The organism is Shewanella sp. WE21, from assembly GCF_002966515.1.
In the GTDB taxonomy this organism is placed as follows: Bacteria; Pseudomonadota; Gammaproteobacteria; order Enterobacterales; family Shewanellaceae; genus Shewanella; species Shewanella oncorhynchi.
In genome coordinates this window covers 545,244-564,779 of record NZ_CP023019.1, presented here as the reverse complement: position 1 = coordinate 564,779, position 19,536 = coordinate 545,244, and the positions used below count along the sequence as shown (strand labels likewise).

Annotated in this window: 13 protein-coding genes and 2 rRNA genes; 10 read left to right on the top strand and 5 right to left on the bottom strand. The window is 46.2% G+C overall.

Annotated elements, in window-relative coordinates:
- Positions 1-161: 161 nt before the first annotated feature.
- The 5 genes from CKQ84_RS02325 (at position 162) to CKQ84_RS02305 (ending at position 7,513) form a co-directional block, all read left to right on the top strand.
- Positions 162-3,064: ribosomal RNA gene (locus CKQ84_RS02325) — 23S ribosomal RNA — on the top strand.
- Positions 3,065-3,203: 139 nt separating this feature from the next.
- A 5S ribosomal RNA gene (gene rrf, locus CKQ84_RS02320) occupies positions 3,204-3,319 on the top strand.
- Between the two features lie 950 nt (positions 3,320-4,269).
- Entirely contained in the window at positions 4,270-4,536 is a 267-nt protein-coding gene (locus tag CKQ84_RS02315) for an OadG family protein (RefSeq protein WP_105249961.1), read from the top strand.
- An 11-nt stretch (positions 4,537-4,547) separates the two neighbouring features.
- Positions 4,548-6,374 carry a sodium-extruding oxaloacetate decarboxylase subunit alpha gene (gene oadA, locus CKQ84_RS02310; protein ID WP_105252979.1) on the top strand — a complete coding sequence of 609 codons (1,827 nt, stop codon included), beginning with the start codon at positions 4,548-4,550 and terminating at the stop codon, positions 6,372-6,374.
- 8 nt (positions 6,375-6,382) lie between these two features.
- On the top strand, positions 6,383-7,513 hold the full coding sequence (locus tag CKQ84_RS02305; RefSeq protein ID WP_105249960.1) for a sodium ion-translocating decarboxylase subunit beta: 1,131 nt from the start codon (positions 6,383-6,385) through the stop codon (positions 7,511-7,513).
- Positions 7,514-7,679: 166 nt separating this feature from the next.
- Here the strand turns inward: CKQ84_RS02305 and CKQ84_RS23835 are convergent, their stop codons facing one another.
- Complete coding sequence (locus CKQ84_RS23835) at positions 7,680-7,847, bottom strand: hypothetical protein (protein WP_168823570.1); 168 nt, start codon at positions 7,845-7,847, stop codon at positions 7,680-7,682.
- 250 nt (positions 7,848-8,097) lie between these two features.
- Entirely contained in the window at positions 8,098-9,351 is a 1,254-nt protein-coding gene (locus CKQ84_RS02300; RefSeq protein WP_105249959.1) for a dicarboxylate/amino acid:cation symporter, read from the bottom strand.
- 291 nt (positions 9,352-9,642) lie between these two features.
- Between CKQ84_RS02300 and CKQ84_RS02295 the strand changes: the two genes are divergently transcribed.
- The 5 genes from CKQ84_RS02295 to CKQ84_RS02275 all read left to right on the top strand — a co-directional run bounded on the left by CKQ84_RS02295 (position 9,643) and on the right by CKQ84_RS02275 (position 16,182).
- On the top strand, positions 9,643-10,068 hold the full coding sequence (locus CKQ84_RS02295) for a YqaA family protein (RefSeq protein WP_105249958.1): 426 nt from the start codon (positions 9,643-9,645) through the stop codon (positions 10,066-10,068).
- Positions 10,069-10,249: 181 nt separating this feature from the next.
- The gene (locus CKQ84_RS02290; RefSeq protein WP_105249957.1) at positions 10,250-13,102 is read left to right on the top strand and encodes a pitrilysin family protein; all 2,853 of its coding nucleotides are present in this window, start codon (positions 10,250-10,252) and stop codon (positions 13,100-13,102) included.
- Positions 13,103-13,287: 185 nt separating this feature from the next.
- Entirely contained in the window at positions 13,288-14,937 is a 1,650-nt protein-coding gene (gene gshA / locus CKQ84_RS02285; RefSeq protein ID WP_105249956.1) for a glutamate--cysteine ligase, read from the top strand.
- Entirely contained in the window at positions 14,934-15,398 is a 465-nt protein-coding gene (locus tag CKQ84_RS02280; RefSeq protein WP_105249955.1) for a hypothetical protein, read from the top strand. Before gshA ends, CKQ84_RS02280 begins: the two co-directional genes overlap by 4 nt.
- A 166-nt stretch (positions 15,399-15,564) precedes the next feature.
- Entirely contained in the window at positions 15,565-16,182 is a 618-nt protein-coding gene (locus CKQ84_RS02275; RefSeq protein ID WP_301553933.1) for a hypothetical protein, read from the top strand.
- Between the two features lie 206 nt (positions 16,183-16,388).
- On the opposite strand, the gene CKQ84_RS02270 is transcribed toward CKQ84_RS02275, so the two are convergent.
- The 3 genes from CKQ84_RS02270 to purE form a co-directional block, all read right to left on the bottom strand.
- Entirely contained in the window at positions 16,389-17,642 is a 1,254-nt protein-coding gene (locus tag CKQ84_RS02270; RefSeq protein WP_105249953.1) for a diguanylate cyclase, read from the bottom strand.
- Between the two features lie 163 nt (positions 17,643-17,805).
- Complete coding sequence (gene purK / locus CKQ84_RS02265; RefSeq protein WP_105249952.1) at positions 17,806-18,909, bottom strand: 5-(carboxyamino)imidazole ribonucleotide synthase; 1,104 nt, start codon at positions 18,907-18,909, stop codon at positions 17,806-17,808.
- Complete coding sequence (gene purE, locus CKQ84_RS02260; RefSeq protein WP_028760937.1) at positions 18,909-19,400, bottom strand: 5-(carboxyamino)imidazole ribonucleotide mutase; 492 nt, start codon at positions 19,398-19,400, stop codon at positions 18,909-18,911. The genes purK and purE overlap by 1 nt, the downstream gene beginning before the upstream one ends.
- Positions 19,401-19,536: the final 136 nt, after the last annotated feature.

Sequence of the window (19,536 nt, the reverse complement as noted above, 5' to 3'; positions counted from 1 at the left end):
CTCAAACACTTTATTAAGTGTCTTGAATATTCAATAGTAAATTATTCTTTGCTGAATAGTTTACGTCTAAGGCGCGTCCACTTCTTTGGTCAGAAGTGAGACAAGTAAAACCAAGCTGGTCGCAATGCGGCGCAGGTGAGTGAAACTCATTTGGGTTGTATGGTTAAGCGACTAAGCGTATACGGTGGATGCCTTGGCAGTCAGAGGCGATGAAGGACGTAGTAACTTGCGAAAAGCGTTGGCGAGCTAGTAACAAGCATTTGAGCTAACGATGTCCGAATGGGGGAACCCAGCAGCATAAGCTGTTATCGCAACATGAATACATAGTGTTGCGAGGCGAACGAGGGGAACTGAAACATCTAAGTACCCTTAGGAAAAGAAATCAACCGAGATTCCCCTAGTAGCGGCGAGCGAACGGGGATTAGCCCTTAAGTCAGTGGGGTGTTAGTGGAATGCGTTGGAAAGCGCAGCGGCACAGGGTGATAGCCCCGTACATGAAAACTAACCATTGATGAAAACGAGTAAGGCGGGACACGTGACATCCTGTTTGAATATGGGGGGACCATCCTCCAAGGCTAAATACTCCTGACTGACCGATAGTGAACCAGTACCGTGAGGGAAAGGCGAAAAGAACCCCTGTGAGGGGAGTGAAATAGAACCTGAAACCGTATACGTACAAGCAGTGGGAGCGGTTCTTGAGACCGTGACTGCGTACCTTTTGTATAATGGGTCAGCGACTTACATTTTGTAGCGAGGTTAAGCGAATAGCGGAGCCGTAGGGAAACCGAGTGTTAACTGCGCGTTTAGTTGCAAGGTGTAGACCCGAAACCCGGTGATCTAGCCATGGGCAGGTTGAAGGTTGAGTAACATCAACTGGAGGACCGAACCGACTAATGTTGAAAAATTAGCGGATGACTTGTGGCTGGGGGTGAAAGGCCAATCAAACCGGGAGATATCTGGTTCTCCTCGAAAGCTATTTAGGTAGCGCCTCGAGCGAATACCATTGGGGGTAGAGCACTGTTAAGGCTAGGGGGTCATCCCGACTTACCAACCCTTTGCAAACTCCGAATACCAATGAGTACTACTCGGGAGACAGACGGCGGGTGCTAACGTCCGTCGTCAAAAGGGAAACAACCCAGACCGTCAGCTAAGGTCCCAAAGTACTAGCTAAGTGGGAAACGATGTGGGAAGGCTTAGACAGCTAGGATGTTGGCTTAGAAGCAGCCATCATTTAAAGAAAGCGTAATAGCTCACTAGTCGAGTCGGCCTGCGCGGAAGATGTAACGGGGCTAAGCTAGTCACCGAAGCTACGGGTGCACAGTTTACTGTGCGCGGTAGAGGAGCGTTCTGTAAGCCGTTGAAGGTGAAGGGGTAACCCACGCTGGAGGTATCAGAAGTGCGAATGCTGACATGAGTAACGATAAAGGGGGTGAAAAACCCCCTCGCCGAAAGACCAAGGGTTCCTGTCCAACGTTAATCGGGGCAGGGTGAGTCGACCCCTAAGGTGAGGCCGAAAGGCGTAATCGATGGGAAACAGATTAATATTTCTGTACTTCCGCTAACTGCGATGGAGAGACGGAGAAGGCTAGGCTAGCGCGGCGTTGGTAGTCCGCGTTTAAGGTGGTAGGTGGTGTTCTTAGGCAAATCCGGGGACACGTACTTTAATGTACACACTGAGAGCTGATGACGAGGTCCTAAGGGACTGAAGTAGTTGATGCCATGCTTCCAGGAAAATCTTCTAAGCTTCAGGTTAGTGGGAATCGTACCCCAAACCGACACAGGTGGTCGGGTAGAGAATACCAAGGCGCTTGAGAGAACTCGGCTGAAGGAACTAGGCAAAATGGTACCGTAACTTCGGGAGAAGGTACGCTCCTGTTGGTGATGAGACTTGCTCTCTAAGCTGACGGGAGTCGCAGATACCAGGTGGCTGCAACTGTTTATCAAAAACACAGCACTGTGCAAACTCGCAAGAGGAAGTATACGGTGTGACGCCTGCCCGGTGCCGGAAGGTTAATTGATTGGGTTATCGCAAGAGAAGCTCATGATCGAAGCCCCGGTAAACGGCGGCCGTAACTATAACGGTCCTAAGGTAGCGAAATTCCTTGTCGGGTAAGTTCCGACCTGCACGAATGGCGTAATGATGGCCACGCTGTCTCCAGCCGAGACTCAGTGAAGTTGAAATTGCGGTGAAGATGCCGTATACCCGCGGCTAGACGGAAAGACCCCGTGAACCTTTACTATAGCTTGGCACTGAACATTGAACCTACATGTGTAGGATAGGTGGGAGACTTTGAAGTTGTGACGCTAGTCATGATGGAGTCGTCCTTGAAATACCACCCTTGTAGTTTTGATGTTCTAACCTAGGTCCCTTATCGGGATTAGGGACAGTGCCTGGTGGGTAGTTTGACTGGGGCGGTCTCCTCCCAAAGAGTAACGGAGGAGCACGAAGGTTGGCTAAGTACGGTCGGACATCGTACGGTTAGTGCAATGGCATAAGCCAGCTTAACTGCGAGACATACACGTCGAGCAGGTACGAAAGTAGGTCATAGTGATCCGGTGGTTCTGAATGGAAGGGCCATCGCTCAACGGATAAAAGGTACTCCGGGGATAACAGGCTGATACCGCCCAAGAGTTCATATCGACGGCGGTGTTTGGCACCTCGATGTCGGCTCATCACATCCTGGGGCTGAAGTCGGTCCCAAGGGTATGGCTGTTCGCCATTTAAAGTGGTACGCGAGCTGGGTTCAGAACGTCGTGAGACAGTTCGGTCCCTATCTGCCGTGGGCGTTGGATGATTGAAGGGAGCTGCTCCTAGTACGAGAGGACCGGAGTGGACGAACCGCTGGTGTTCGGGTTGTCATGCCAATGGCATTGCCCGGTAGCTACGTTCGGAATCGATAACCGCTGAAAGCATCTAAGCGGGAAGCGAGCCCTAAGATGAGTCATCCCTAGGAATTTAATTCCTCTAAAGAGCCGTTCGAGACTAGGACGTTGATAGGCATGGTGTGTAAGCGTTGTGAGGCGTTGAGCTAACATGTACTAATGACTCGAGAGGCTTAACCATACAACCCAGATGGGTTTTACAAAGAAGCCTTAGACAGAATACAGATACTTGATAAAGTTTGAACTCAAACAAAGAAAATCAGCTTTCCGAATTATTATTAACGTGAGCCAGAGATGGACACGGTAATAAACAGAATTTGCTTGGTGACAATAGCCTTGTGGAACCACCTGATCCCATCCCGAACTCAGAAGTGAAACGCAAACGCGCCGATGGTAGTGTGGGGTCTCCCCATGTGAGAGTAGGTCATCGCCAAGCGCCTAATTATCTCATTGAGATGCAACGAAGCCAGCTGAATAAGCTGGCTTTTTTGCGTCTGCAATTTGTAGAAATTAGTCCGTTTTTCTTTCAGCTTGCATGTTTCTCCGCTATTTTTACTCACCAACTCACCAACTCACCAACTCACCAACTCACCAACTCACTAGCCATTTCAATTACTGAATTCTTTGTCGATCCTAGGATTTCTCATTTTGTTCTCGTCCTATTGCTTAATCCTGCGCATAACTAGACGCCTGAGGTCTACCTCAGGTAGCACTGTTACTTATCTTTTAAGATAGCTGTTCCATACACCAATCGTATTGTTAGGCACTTCTCTGTGTTGGTATCTAGGGGGCATTTAAGTTGTCAAAACCGATGATTTAATTTGCTGAATTGAACCCATTCCTCTTCTTCAAACAATGTCTTTAGAACAATATTCCTTTTTATTTTGCCACTTAGTCAGATGGTAGTAGCTTGGGTTGTTAAATTTGCATATTTTTTCACTTGGTTTATTCCTATGCTCGTTGTTTTCAATTTAGGAATCATTTTTTAGCCTAAGACATCACTTCAGCTTAAATCCAACATTATGCTTGTTTCATTATGGAATATTTAATTAATCGCTCGATTTATGAGGATTAATAACTTGTCGCCTGTAGATTTACTTAATATTGGTAAGACCAATTTACACTGATATGGTTTTTTTGTTATCAATTGGTTATGTTCGTAGCAGGTTGAGTTCAGCTGGTTTTCTTGTTGTGTGATTAGTTAGCTTTAAAATGTGATTTTTTATTCGATTTTTTCTGATTGGTGATTGCTATGTGTCTGTTTACGGAAGAACCATAGTTTGTGAGCAGTTCATTTGATGAATTTTGAACTTGTAATGCGATAGCGATGATTTTGGGGCAATCGCGCTGTTGATAGGGATCTAGAGCGTAAGGGGGAGGGGAGCTATGGAGTATGTAACGCAATCTTTATTGGATGCCGTTGGCATTATGTTTTTGGGGATGGGCTTAGTTTATTTATTTTTAAGTGTACTAATCCTTGGGATTCATTTGGTTGCGCGTTGGTGTGCAGTCGATGCTGCATCTGCACGTTTTGCTAAAAATCATGCTAAGAGTCAGCAGAGGGTAGCGCAATCTGATGCTAAACCTTTAGAGCCAAGTTTGGTCGCTGCGATTTCACTAGCGGTAAAGCAGTATCGTTCACAGATTAAGTAATGGGGAGCAGTATGACTTTTGTATCTAATTCTACGACAGCAGTGGCTAAGCCATTATTTTTAACTGATGTCGTATTGCGGGACGCACATCAATCCATTTTAGCGACGCGCTTACGCATTGATGACATGTTACCTATAGCGCCGTTACTCGATAAGATTGGTTTCTGGTCGTTGGAATCTTGGGGCGGGGCGACTTTTGATGCCTGTATTCGTTATCTTGGTGAAGATCCCTGGGACAGAATTCGTGAGTTGAAAAAGGCAATGCCTGATACGCCGCAGCAAATGTTGCTGCGTGGCCAAAACTTATTAGGTTATCGCCATTATGCCGATGATTTAGTCACGCGTTTTGTTGAGCGTGCTCATACTAATGGCGTCGATGTATTTCGTATTTTCGATGCAATGAATGATGTTCGTAATCTCGAAACTGCGGTGAAAGCGGTGCGCCAAGTTGGCGGCCATGCGCAGGGGACGATTTCGTATACCACGAGTCCAGTGCATACCATAGAGACTTGGGTGGATATGGCTAAACGTCTCGAAGATATGGGATGCGATTCTTTGTGCATCAAAGATATGGCGGGTTTACTTAAACCGATGGAAGCGTTTGAGCTCATTAGCAGACTCAAATCTCAGACGCAACTCGTGTTATCTATGCACTGCCATGCGACGACAGGGTTGAGCACTGCCACTTACCAGAAAGCCATTGAAGCGGGTATCGATGTGCTCGATACGGCAATTTCGTCGATGAGCCAAACCTATGGACATACTGCTACTGAAACCGTTATCGCTATGGTGGAAGATACTGAGCGTGCGACTGGTTACGATATGGTATTGCTTGAGGAGATTGCCGCTTATTTCCGTGAAGTACGCAAGAAGTACGCTAAGTTTGAAGGCGCGCTGAAAGGCATTGATTCGCGGATCTTACGTGCACAAGTGCCTGGTGGCATGCTGACCAATATGGAGAGCCAACTTAAGGAACAAGGCGCGGCCGATAAGATGGACTTGGTCTTGGAAGAAATTCCCCGCGTGCGTGCTGACTTAGGTTTTTTGCCCTTAGTGACACCTACATCGCAGATTGTCGGCTCGCAGGCGGTCATTAATGTGTTGATGGGTGAGCGTTATAAGTCACTGACTAAAGAGACTGAAGGCGTGCTTAAGGGCGAATATGGCACGACACCTGCGCCAGTCAATGCCGCATTGCAAGCGAGAGTCTTACAAGGAGCCGAAGCCATTACATGTCGCCCTGCTGATTTATTAACGCCAGAGCTGGCTAAATTACGGCTTGAGTTAGCTGATAAAGCACAGGAACAAGGCATTCGCCTATCTTCAGAGCATGACGATGATGTGCTGACCTATGCACTCTTCCCACAAATAGGATTGCAGTTCTTAAAGAATCGTGACGATCCGAGCGCCTTTGAGCCTAAGCCTGAGCTGACTTCGGTACTTGCTGCTTCTAATGCTGCGGATCGTGGTCCTGAAACTTACACGGTAACTGTCGAAGGGCAAGAGTACATAGTTGAAGTCGCCGTAGGCGGTGAGATCTCGCAAATCCAGCCACAGGGACAAAGTGTTCATGCTATGCAAGCTGTGACTGATAGTACAACGCCAGCAACAAGCCATGGTGAAATCAGGCTTGAAATGAGCGCGCCTTTGTCGGGCAACATCTTCAAAGTGCATGTTTCTCCAGGCGATAGAGTGTGTGAAGGCGATGTCGTGATCATCCTTGAGGCGATGAAGATGGAAACCGAAATTCGTGCACAGGGCGATGGCATTATCGCTAAGATTTGGGTGAAAGAAGGTGACTCAGTGTCTGTGGGTTCTCAATTACTGGCCTTGGCGTAGGAGTCATAATGGAAGGTTTAATGGCTTTTTGGGCCGAGACAGGTATCGCTCACTTTACTGGCGGGCAAGTGTTAATGATGGCAGTGGGCGCTTTGCTCTTGTATCTCGCCATCGTACGTGGATTTGAGCCTTTGCTATTGTTGCCCATTGGTTTTGGTGCTGTGCTGGCTAACATTCCCCATGCGGGATTTACCGAAGAAGGTGGCATGCTGTATTACGCCTATCATGTGGGGATTGAGACTGGGGTGTTCCCACTGTTGATCTTTATGGGCGTCGGCGCGCTGACCGACTTTAGTGCCTTGATCGCGAATCCTAAAACTCTGTTATTAGGGGCGGCTGCGCAGTTTGGGATTTTTGCGACACTGATTGGCGCAATCGCGCTGAACTTAGTGCCGGGCTTTGAGTTCACCATGAAGGATGCGGCGGCCATTGCGATTATTGGCGGTGCTGATGGACCGACGGCGATTTTCCTCGCCTCCAAACTGGCGCCTGAGTTATTGGGGGCGATTGCGGTCGCGGCCTATTCCTACATGGCGTTAGTCCCTATTATTCAACCGCCGATCATGCGTTTACTGACAACTCAAGCCGAGCGCGAAATTAAAATGGAGCAGCTGCGCGAAGTCAGTAAGAAGGAAAAGATCGTTTTCCCTTTGATGGTACTGGGATTAACGATTCTCTTCCTACCTGCAGCCACGCCGTTAGTGGGTATGTTTTGTCTTGGTAACTTGATGCGCGAATCGGGCGTGGTGGATAGATTATCGAAAACGGCGCAGAACGAGCTTATCAATATCGTTACGATTTTCTTAGGTCTAGCTGTCGGTTCTAAGTTATCTGCCGATCAATTCCTGCGACTGGAAACCTTAGGAATTTTGGTATTGGGAGCTTTAGCATTTGGCATTGGTACTGCTGCAGGTGTATTGATGGCAAAACTGATGTGTAAGTTGTCGGGTGGTAAGATTAATCCGTTGATTGGTGCCGCAGGGGTGTCGGCTGTACCTATGGCAGCACGAGTCGTGAACAAAGTTGGATTAGAGGCCAACCAACACAACTTCTTGTTAATGCACGCCATGGGTCCCAATGTGGCGGGAGTGCTAGGTTCTGCTGTGGCTGCGGGGATTTTACTTGCCGTGCTGGGTTGATGACAGAGTGGGTTAACTGATTGGGCTTGACTGAGTGGGTAAATTTAGCGGGTTTATCTTCGAATTTATTCTAGTCGTTAACGCTGTTTTATCACTAAGGCCAACTCAGTATTGAGTTGGCTTTTTGTTAAGTCACTAATTTAGGAAATGAATCCTTGGTATTAACCTAAGCCGTTAACCAGAGTAATGCCATAAGGATTAAAATCAGCCCGCCACCTATACCGATAATGTAGATAAAACCTCGCCGGCCTTGTTTTAGCGTGAGTTTGTTGGCTTTTAAAAATAACGCCCAAAACAAACATAGGATCAGCGGGATAAGGAAGAGTCTCGTCATTGTCTGTCCTGCTAAAGTGTGAGTTAGAGTAGTTTTAGAGTCTAACAGCTTGATCTTAGTTGAGTAACCTATTTTGCAGTTAATAGAGACTGTCGAAGTCGATTGTGGTCTCTAAAGCCAATAGATCAAAGACTGTTTGCAGGATAATAAAAGAGACCGCCGAAGCGGTCTCTTCATTTACATCATCTGCGTAATTTACCTAATGTTACTAATGGCTTAGCGCAGTAGCTTCGACCAAGTATTGTTATTGCTACGAACTCACAGGTGTAACGTCTTGATTGTCGTTCGAATAGAACTGTACTTCATCGAGTTCATTTTCGGATTTACCAATCACAACAGCAGTCATCATATCGCCAGTCACGTTAGTTGCTGTGCGGATCATATCGATAATACGGTCAATCGCGGCGATAAAGGCAATGCCTTCAAGTGGCAGACCAATCACACCTAAGGTGACAGTTAACATCACCATCGCACTTCCTGGTACGCCAGCGGTACCAACAGAAGCCACTGTCGCAGTCACGGCGATCATCACATAGTCCAGTGTGTCGAGCGGAATATTGTAAATTTGAGCGATGAAGATAGCGGCTATCGCAGGGTAAATACCCCCACAGCCGTCCATGTTCATGGTCGCACCTAATGGCATCACAAAGGCACTATAACGCTTTGATACGCCCATGGTTTCGACTGCGCGAGTACTCGCAGGTAAAGTACCAAAACTTGAGGAAGTACTAAATGCGACTAACTGCGCTGGCATAGCTTTACGGAAAAATTGCAGTGGGCTTAAACCACCAACAAACTTCACTAACCCGCCATAAACGAAGATGATGTGGATAAAGGCGGCAATGTAGATAGCCCCGATAAACTTACCTAAAGGCAGTAAGGTTGATAAACCATATTCACCTACAACCCATGCCATTAAACCAAACACACCGATAGGGGTTAGTTTTAAGACCATGCGAGTCAGTTGGAACATGACTTCTGCGCCTGCTTCTATGGTGCGTTTTAGCGGATCAGCCTTCTCGCCAACTTTGTTGATAGCGATACCCACTAACGCGGCAAACACGATAATTTGCAGTACCTTGCCTTCAGCCAGTGAGGCGAAAGGATTGACTGGGATCATGTCGAGCAGCACTTGTGCAAAACCGGGAATATTACGCTCGCGCACTTCAGTCGTTGTGAGTTGCATGGTGCCACCCATGTCGATCATTGAGCCCACAGCTAAGCCTATCAGAGAGGCGATTGTGCCTGTCAGCATGAACATACCCAAAGTTTTCAAGCTCAGGCGTTTCAGACTGGTTTGCGAGTTGAGCGATGTGATACTCACGACAATGGCACAAAATACCAAAGGCGCGACCAACATCTTAATGGCCCCAATGAACAGATCACCTAATGGTTTTAGCACTGTGGCGCTTTCACCTAAAATAACGCCAACGATCGCACCTAAGATAAAGCCTGCTAAGACTTTTTGCCAAAACGGAATGCGGCTAATGGTTTGAAGGATCATGCATATTCCAGAAAAATAAATTAAGAGTGAGCCAATAGGCCTGCGATGATAGGATTCGTATTTAACGAGTTGAGCGTGATGTTAACGCGCTCTCAGTCATGCGCATGGTTATTGCCTGCCATAGTTAACCATTGTATCGACAGAGCTAGGGTTATAACAAACCGTTTTTCTTATAACTTATTGTGATAAGTGAGTTTGTTGTAAAAAGATTAAGTGAAACATTCAATTAACCCATGGCAAACCTTATCGCATTGAATACAAAAAGAGAGATTTATCATTGAGTAAGCCATTATGACTGAGTTAGGCATTATGTTCTCCGGCGCTTTTTTAGCGGCGACTTTGTTACCGGGGGGATCTGAAGTCTTACTCGTGGCGTTATTAAACAAAACTCCAGAGGCTTGGGTTGCGCTGGTCGTGGTGGCTAGCATTGGCAACACGTTGGGCGCGATGACCAGTTTCTATTTAGGCTGCTTAGGTCGCCTCGCAAAATCACCAGAAGCGTTAGCGACAGGTAAACACGCAAAGGGGCTCGCCTTGATTGAACGCTACGGCGTGTGGGCGTTGTTACTCTCATGGGCACCGATTATCGGCGATATTCTTTGTTTATTGGCGGGTTGGTTGAGGCTACCGCTAATACCTTCTTTGGTGATGATTTTAATCGGTAAAACAATTCGTTACTTAATTGTTGCCGCTGCCGTGCTGCAATGGATGGCATGATGGCGCTAGGATGCATTTAATGGTCAAGGGCGGGGAGTGTTTTTCCGTTTAGACTGAATTTACTGTATAGATAGGAACTTAGTGTCAATTTTGCGAGTCATAAATCCCAATGCTTAATCATTTAAGCGCACTATGACTAAACGCAGCACTATGATTATGAAGCTGTATTTTTGGCCCATTGATGTATGAGGGGAATGTTTTGAAGAAATGGATATTAGCGGTTGCAATTTCTGCCGCACTTGCGGGTTGTGCATCTGAAACGACTACGGTGAACTTGCCCGCAGGCGTTAAACTTATCGAAAATGTGCAATTGGCCGATTCGCAAGTAGGGATCCCCTACAAAAAGTACCAATTAGCCAATGGGTTAACGGTTATTTTACATCAAGATGATTCCGATCCCTTAGTGCATGTCGACGTCACTTATCATGTGGGCTCTGCCCGTGAATTAGCTGGGCGTTCGGGATTTGCGCATTTATTTGAACACATGATGTTCCAAGGCTCGCAGCATGTTGCCGATGAACAGCATTTTGAAGTGGTTACTGAAGCCGGTGGTACCCTAAATGGCACGACCAATACCGACAGAACCAATTACTTTGAGACAGTACCCAACAATCAATTAGAAAAAATGTTGTGGCTTGAGTCGGACCGTATGGGCTTTTTGTTGCCCGCACTCACTAGTGAAAAATTCGAAGTGCAGCGCGAAACCGTCAAAAACGAGCGTGCACAACGTATCGATAATCAGCCCTATGGCCGCATGAGTGAGCGTTTTAGCCAAGCTATGTATCCTGTCGGTCATCCTTATTTTTGGCCTGTAATTGGCTGGCCGGACGATCTTAATCGCGCCACGGTTGACGATGTTAAACACTTTTTCCAACGTTGGTATGGCCCTAACAATGCGACCTTGACCATAGGTGGCGATTTCGATGAAATGCAAACCTTAGCCTGGGTCAATAAATATTTTGGTGAAATCCCCCGCGGCCCTGAAGTCTCGTTAGAGCAAAAGGCGCTGGTTAACTTAGACAAGACGCGTTACATCTCCATGGAAGATCAAGTGCACTTGCCTTTGATCCGTATTGGTTTTCCAACCGTATACGCTAGACATTCAGATGAGGCCGCGCTCGATCTGTTAGCCAATATTTTAGGTGGTGGTAAAACATCCTTATTATATAAAAACTTGGTTAAGGACGGTTATGCCGTGCAGGCTAATGTGAGTCATCCTTGTCAAGAGCTTGCGTGTCAGATGTCGATTTATGCTTTAGCCAATCCTGAAAAGGGCGGCAAACTGGCGGATCTGGAGCAACGTGTCCTCGACTCGATTAAGGAGTTTGAGCAACGTGGCGTTACTGATGACGATCTGCAAAAAGTCAAAGTGCAGTTTGAGGCTGATACCATTTATAGCCTGCAGAGTGTTTCTGGCAAAGTGTCGACCTTAGCGATGAACCAAACGCTGTCGGGCAATCCGAACATGATTGCCTCAGATCTGAATCGTTATGCCAATGTGACCAAAGACGATGTGATGCGTGTGTTTAAGCAATACATTAAAGATAAACCTATGGTGGTTATGAGTGTGGTGCCGCAGGGAATGACGTCACTTATTGCCCATGCGGATAACTTCACGCCTGCAACGTTGCCGATTGCACACTCTGCGGTAGAGGGGGATTTGCCCAAGCCTGAACTTGTTTCAAGTTTTGATCGGACTAAGATGCCTGCATCTGGCGTTGCACCTATGCTCAAAGTACCTAAAATTTGGACAAAAACCTTAGCCAATGGCATCGAAGTCATGGGCACTCAAAGTACTGAAACACCAACAGTTGAGTTAATTGTTTATCTCAATGGTGGCCACAGACTCATACCCGTCGAAAAAGCAGGCTTAGCAACGCTGACTGCGGAAATGCTTAATGAATCGAGCCAGAAGCGCAGCAGTGAAGCACTATCACAAGCCTTAGAAATGCTAGGTAGTAGTGTCGACTTTAGTGCGTCTGAATATCAAAGTTCGATCAAAGTATCGGCTCTGACAGCACATTTAGATGAGACGCTGGCGATTATGGAAGAAAAGCTGTTTCAGCCAGCGTTTAGCGAAGCTGACTTTGCGCGAGTGAAACAGCAGCAATTACAACAGATCCAGCATATGCAGTCCGATCCTAGCTATCTGGCTGATACGGCGTTGTCGTCTTTGTTATACGGTAAAGACAATGCGTTAGGTGTGAATGATCTCGGCACGCTCGATTCTGTCGCGGCGCTTACGTTAGCCGATGTAAAAGCATTTTATGCCCAGCAGTATCAAGGCGGCAACGCTAAAATTGTCACTGTTGCTAATTTATCTGAATCTGCATTGCTGCCTAAATTAGCGGGATTAAACCAGTGGAAAGGAGAAGCTGCTGTGGTACCGCCACTTAAGCCACTCCCTGCATTAAAAGGCGGCACAATTTATGTGATTGATAAACCTGGCGCGGCGCAATCGGTAATCAATATTGCCAAGCGCGCATTACCCTACGATGCCACAGGCGATTATTTTAAATCTTATCTGATGAATTATCCGTTAGGCGGCGCATTCAATAGCCGTATCAACCTAAATTTACGTGAGGATAAAGGTTATACCTATGGTGCTCGCACTCGTTTTACTGGCGGTGCTGAAGTGGGCGATTTTGTCGCATCAAGTAACGTTCGCAGTGACGTGACGGCGAAAGCACTCATTGAGTTTGTAAAAGAAATCAGTGCTTATCAGCAGCAGGGCATGACAGATGCTGAACTTGCCTTTATGCGTAATTCAGTCTCTCAAGGGCAAGCTCTTGATTATGAAACACCGTATCAAAAAGCGGGCTTTATGCGGATGATCCAACGTTACCAATTGAGTCAAGATTTTACGACTCAACAGGACAAGATCATTAATACTGTAACAAAAGATGAACTCAATGCCCTCGCGGCTTCCGAGCTAGATATCAATAAAATGGTGATTCTGGTGGTGGGAGATAAAGCGACAATTGAAGCGGATTTAGCGGTATTGGGCTATCCAATTGAAACTTTAGTATTGTAAATTAGTATTTCGCCCTTATATAGGTAGATAGACAGGCGTATTAGTTAACGACTATTTGCCCTATATTTACCGGATTTACATCGAAAGACGGTGACAGCATTAGCTGTCACCGTCTGCTTTTAATCATACAAGGTGTGAATTTGGCTTGCCCCACAGACAGGTTTAGATTTATTTTGAGGCATATTTTGCAAGATAAGCCTCAAAATAAAGGTCTGACTGTTAACCTTGTCGCGATAGCGAATCACCAATTAGAGAAGCGCAAATTGAAGTCATTCAATGAATTAGTACAACATCTCTCGGACGCCAATGGGCGCACAGCACTCTTGGGTATGTTACGTGGCATAGAACGTGAGGCGTTGCGGATTGATGAGTTTGGTTATCTCGCTACAGACTCGCATCCCGAAGCCTTAGGCTCGGCGTTAATGCATTCACGTATTACGACGGATTACAGTGAAGCCTTGCTCGAGTTTATTACGCCAGTAAATCACAATGTTGAGCAACTTCTCACAGGGTTAACTGAGACTCATGCCTTCAGCGTGCGCCACTTAAATGGTCAGCGTTTGTGGCCCGTGAGCATGCCTTGCTATGTGAAAGATGAGCAACAGATCCCCGTTGCCCGCTATGGCTCATCGAATACTGGCATGATGAAAACCTTGTATCGTAAGGGGTTAACCTATCGTTATGGCGCCCTGATGCAGATCATCTCTGGGGTGCACTTTAACTTTTCGGTATCGCAAGAATTATGGCAAAGTCTGTATGAGTTAAGTGATAAAGAGTTAACTTACGATGATTTTATTTCAGAATCTTATTTCGGCTTGATCCGTAACTATCGCCGTTTAGTGTGGGTACTACCTTATTTATTTGGTGCCTCGCCAGCGTTATGTAGCTCCTTTATTAAAGATCAAAAAACCGACCTCAAGTTTGAAAAAACGGGCCACGGAACTCTGTATCTGCCCTATGCCACTTCGTTGCGTATGAGTGATTTAGGCTACACCAACAAAGAGCAAGAAGATCTAAATATCAGCTATAACTCTTTGCCTGAGTATCTGGCTGGCGTGAATGCTGCCACTAAAATGCCTTCAGCAAACTTTGCTAATATCGGCGTTAAAGTCGATGGTGAGTATCGTCAACTTAATGCCAATGTATTGCAGATTGAAAACGAGTTCTACTCGCCAATCCGTGCGAAACGGGTCACACGTAGTGGCGAGAAACCGTCTGAAGCTTTGGCCCGTGCGGGGGTGGAATACATTGAAGTGAGAGCGTTGGATGTTAATCCATTTAGCCCAGTTGGCATTGAGTCGACACAAGTACGTTTCCTCGATTTATTCCTACTCTATTGTTTATTAACGCAGTCGCCTAAGTCTGAGGCGAGCGAAGAGGCGAGATTAAGCGCGAATCTTAAAGCTGTGGTGCTTGAAGGCCGTAAACCTGGGCTTGAGTTATTAACTGCAGACGGTTCACGTTCGCTTAAATCTTGGTTAGAAGAGTTGTTTGATGGCTTGCAACCTTTGGCAGTATTGCTCGATGGTGAGGGGACGGATTATCAAGTGGCTTTGGCCCATTGGCGTAAAGCGGCTGAAGATCCGAATTTAACCCTGTCGGGACAAGTACTACAAAACGTGATCAACAAGGGCCAAGATCATGGTCAGTGGGTGATGACGTTAGCGCAGCAATACTACCAATACTTTATCGATTATCCCTTGTCGAGTGAGACCATAGCGCAGTATCAAGCTGAAGCATCCAGTTCGCTTAACAAGCAAGCTGAACTAGAGGCAGCGCAGAGTGCAGTTTCATTCGATGATTATCTGGAAGATTACTTTGGAGTGAAGCTGTGAAAGAGGGGTTATTCTCTTTCACTGGCCTACGTGCCCGCGCAGCTTTGATTGTGTTCAGTGCCTTGTTATCTGGCTGCGCCGCGTCACCTGAAGATCCTCTGGGCTGTGGTACTGTGTCTGGTTATTTGCAGCCCGATGCCAGTACTCACTGGTATCGAGTGGTGGTGACCCATTTAAACGGGCAGGCAGTCGTTTCTAAGCCTAATTATCAGTTAGCGCCTGGCGAATATGAATTTACCGTTGCGGAGCTGATCGATGATCCAAGTTTGTCAGTCACGCTTGCCGCGCGGACACCCAAAGTATTCAAGCTCAATGTCGAAAGTCATCAGCGTTATCATATCGGTGCGTTATTTCACACCGATAAGCGCTATATGGGTAAAGACACTGCGTATTGGGAACCCGGCGTGTGGCAGCAAGAAGAGCATGAGTGTCAGTTTGAGCTGAGTCCCGAAACGAAATAGCCAAATTGTTAAGTTCAAGTGGTAAGCCAGCAACATACGATTAAGTCATATTGATTTAGCCTCTAGCGCTGAGATCTTCTAAGCGCAAAAAAGGCTTTTTATGCTTGCCTCAGCCTGAGTCTATGACATTATGGCGCGAGCTAACTCTCCAAAGAACATGATATTAATGAATAAATCCTTCGCTATCTTACTCTGCGCCAGTCTCGGCATCTTGTCAGGTTGCGCGACATCTCCGCCTAAGTCTCCCGAAAATTTGTGTGAGATATTTCAAGAACACCGAGATTGGTACGATGCCGCTAAAGATGTCCGTGATAAATGGGGTGTGCCAGTGCATGTGCCGTTAGCTATGATGTATCAAGAGAGTTCATTCAAGCACAACGCCGCGCCACCGATGGAATACTTTTTAGGTTTTATTCCAATTGGCCGTGCCAGCGATGCCTATGGTTACGCGCAGGCTAAGACTATGACGTGGGATGATTATGTGCGTGAGACGGGAAACAGTTGGTCGAGCCGCAGTGATTTCGATGATGCCTTGGATTTTATGGGCTGGTTTATTAGCAAAACCCATAAGATAAATGGCGTATCTAAATGGGATGCGTGGGCGCAGTATCTTAATTATCACGAGGGCTGGGGCGGTTATCGCCGTGGTAGTTACAAATCTAAGGCGTGGTTAGTGAAAGTGGCGAACAAGGTGGATGCGAGGTCGAAACGCTACGCGGCTCAATATAAAACCTGCCAAGAAGATTTAGATTCATCTTGGCTGTGGCGTTTATTTTTTGGTTAGGGTTACGTTTTTATATCATTGTCAGCCACTTAAGTGATAATGGCTGACTGTCGGTGTTCAATTTAGATATTTAATCGAGCTAGCTAATTGAGATAGCTAATCGAGATAGTAAACTCAAATCTTAAACTCAGATATTCAACTCCGACGCTTACTGATTGTTGATATTAGCCTTTTGACATCGGCTGCAGCACCATACTTCAACTGATTTATTGCGCTTTCACTGCGAAGGTTTCTAATGCCTGAATGGCTTTTTTCTTCGCACGTTTTTGCTCATACATAGCATGATCTGCAGTCTTAAAGGATTGATACCAATCGGCTTCGAAGGGGGCAATACCAAAACTAAAACCTAGGCTAAGCTCTGAACCTTGATTCAAGGTTTTGCGCATATCATCTAAGTCCTGTTCAATTTGAGCTAACGGCCCATGGCATAAAGCGACAAACTCATCGCCACCAAAACGGGAAATAATGCCTTTATTTTGCCAATAGGTGAGCATGGCGGTGGCTGTTCGCTTGATGGCAACATCACCCATCTGGTGCCCATAGGCATCATTAATGGACTTGAGATTGTCCATATCGATAATAATTAAAAAACTGCCTAAGTGAGGTTTGTGCTGCCAGTGGTGCAGTTCATCTTCAAAATTCTTTCGATTATAAAGTCCTGTTAATGGATCAAAATTGGCGAGTTTAGTGATCTGCAGTGACTTCTGATAGAGCGCAATGGCATTGCTAGCTTCGTGAGTTAGGATAGAGACAAGATTGCGGTCGTAATCGCTAAAGGCGCCAATGCTACTGCTATCGAGATTGAGCATGGCATACAGTTTGCCATCAATACGAATAGGGCTAGACAGGGTTGAGCGTATCGGCTGCTTCGACACTGAGAGTAACACTTTTTGATCATCTTCCGTTAAGGTGCTAGCCGCATTGATATTCTTCATATCATTGATGACCACCACTTGGTCGCATCTCCCTTCAGTGAGTCGATATTCAAAAGTTTGCTCTAAGGTAAAATCCAGTTGTCTGAGTTTTGCTAAATCGAGCCCCACGACAGATTCAAAATACAGTTTATTATTCACCTCGTTGATTTTAATGATGCTGCCCATTTCGGCACCATTAATCACGTACACGGCTTTATTGAGTAAGGCGTCCAGAAAGGCATGCTCATTTTTATAATGGCTCGAGAGATGGGCGAGTTCATAGATGGCATCGTTGATGGTGACGACTTGCTCTAAATGCTGCCATAGTCGAGTTAAACGACCCTGATGCAAATAGTAAATTAGGCTGTAGGCAAAAATATAAATGATGCAAACAAACAGTAAGGGCAGGATAGTCCAATTTTCTGTGGGTGCATTAAAGATAAACAGCAGGATGAATAGACATATCGGCACTATAAGCAGTAGCAGATGATAGCGATAATCTAAGCGATCTATGGTCTTACGTTTGAAATTATCCCTTAATTTCACTCGACTATTCCTTTATCTGTGTCATTGCTAGTAATCATTGAATGCTATACATCACTAACGTATTCACACTGAGTTCAGTTAAGTATATAACGAAAATTGAAATATAAACTGATATGAAACTGTGAACAATTTCATATCAGTGATTTTGGTACTAAATACTGAATTAACGCGAATTTTCTGCGTATTCGGCCAATATCCAAGCTAATGGTGCTTGGTATTGGATTGGCATCCAAGTTTGCAGTGCGGCTATGCTCTGGTTGAGCACAGTTTGATTTGGCACTGATAGGTTTAAATGTCCGACTTTACGACCCGGGCGAACTTCTTTGTTGTACCAGTACAACTCAGCATTGGGCAAACTTAACCAGCGAGGGTCATTATCGATACCGATAAGGTTGACCATAACACACTGAAAATTCACTTGTGGCTGTGGGATCGCAATTCCGCAAAGTGCTCTAAGATGCAGCTGGAATTGATCCATATGGGTTCCGGCTTGGGTCCAATGGCCAGAGTTGTGCACTCGCGGTGCCAGCTCATTCACCAGTAACTCATTGCCAACACGGAAGCATTCCATCGCCATTACGCCAACGTATTCAAGCTCGTGCATAATGGCGCTGAGCATAGCTTCGGCTTGGGCTTGTAAGGGGGTTAAGCGTGCCAGTGGCGAAATCGACGCCATTAAAATGCCGTCCTGATGCAAGTTCAGCGTCAGCGGATAAAACACACATTCGCCTTTGCGAGTACGCACGCCAACCAATGATACTTCTTCATCAAAATTAATCGCTTGCTCAGCAATCGCAAGGTTACGCCAATCGTTTGGAATATCACCCGCTTCGGCTTCTTTTAGCCAATGTTGACCTTTACCGTCATAACCCCCAGTACGGCGTTTCATCAAGACTCTAGGACCATAGTGCTGATACAGGGTATCGACTTGGGTGTTATCGTCAACTAAGGTCCAGGGCGCCGTGGGAACACTGAGCTGGTCGAGTAGACTTTTTTGGCTAAAACGGTCGGCTAAACGGCTAAATACCGGACCATTAACAAAATGGGGGTGTGAGCTGAGTTGTAAACTCAGCGTGGACTCTGGCCACTGTTCGCGCTCGGCGGTAATAATGTCGTGGGGCGCGAGTGGCAGAATATCATCCGTAGGCGTCATGATATCGACGGCGTTAACTTCAATCGCTAATGGCTCACCAGCGTGGGTCAACATGGCGCCCAGCTGACCATTACCTAATACCCAAACCTTAGGTTTAGTGTTTGTCTGGGTCATTAGACTTCCCTCGGGTCTGGATTGTCCAGTACCGCACGGGTCTGTTCTTCTCTGAAAGCGTCAACACGAGCCGCTAATTCTGCATCGTTATTCGCAAGGATTTGGCAGGCCAATAATCCCGCATTGAATGCGCCCGCTGTACCTATGGCTAAGGTGCCGACGGCGATGCCTTTTGGCATTTGAACGATGGACAATAAGCTATCCATGCCGGATAGGGCTTTACTTTGGACTGGTACACCTAATACGGGTAAGCGAGTTTTAGAGGCTATCATACCGGGTAAGTGCGCTGCACCACCAGCGCCACCAATGATGATTTTAAAACCACGTTCGGCGGCAGAGGCTGCAAACTCCATGAGTTTATCTGGCGTTCTATGGGCGGAAACCACTTCAACATGATAAGGCACTTGCAGTTTATCCATTATCTCAGCGGCGGCTTCCATCGTGGGCCAATCACTTTTAGAACCCATAACAACAGCAACAAGGGCTTGCATGATAACTCCTTAACTCACTAATTTTAATTATATTTTGACCTTGTTTCAGGTCTAGGTACAGTTGATGCTTGTCTAGCCGTCATCGGTAGCTAGCATCATGGCGCTGAATAATACCATGATCCTAGCGATTTCTGCC

Excerpts from the sequence above, each read along its gene's own strand:
- oadA (WP_105252979.1), top strand. The coding sequence starts at position 4,548 with ATGACTTTTGTATCTAATTCTACGACAGCAGTGGCTAAGCCATTATTT.
- CKQ84_RS02275 (WP_301553933.1), top strand. The coding sequence starts at position 15,565 with ATGAATAAATCCTTCGCTATCTTACTCTGCGCCAGTCTCGGCATCTTG.
- CKQ84_RS02305 (WP_105249960.1), top strand. The coding sequence starts at position 6,383 with ATGGAAGGTTTAATGGCTTTTTGGGCCGAGACAGGTATCGCTCACTTT.
- CKQ84_RS02290 (WP_105249957.1), top strand. The coding sequence starts at position 10,250 with ATGTATGAGGGGAATGTTTTGAAGAAATGGATATTAGCGGTTGCAATT.
- purE (WP_028760937.1), bottom strand. The coding sequence starts at position 19,400 with ATGCAAGCCCTTGTTGCTGTTGTTATGGGTTCTAAAAGTGATTGGCCC.
- CKQ84_RS23835 (WP_168823570.1), bottom strand. The coding sequence starts at position 7,847 with ATGACGAGACTCTTCCTTATCCCGCTGATCCTATGTTTGTTTTGGGCG.
- CKQ84_RS02295 (WP_105249958.1), top strand. The coding sequence starts at position 9,643 with ATGACTGAGTTAGGCATTATGTTCTCCGGCGCTTTTTTAGCGGCGACT.
- CKQ84_RS02315 (WP_105249961.1), top strand. The coding sequence starts at position 4,270 with ATGGAGTATGTAACGCAATCTTTATTGGATGCCGTTGGCATTATGTTT.
- CKQ84_RS02300 (WP_105249959.1), bottom strand. The coding sequence starts at position 9,351 with ATGATCCTTCAAACCATTAGCCGCATTCCGTTTTGGCAAAAAGTCTTA.
- purK (WP_105249952.1), bottom strand. The coding sequence starts at position 18,909 with ATGACCCAGACAAACACTAAACCTAAGGTTTGGGTATTAGGTAATGGT.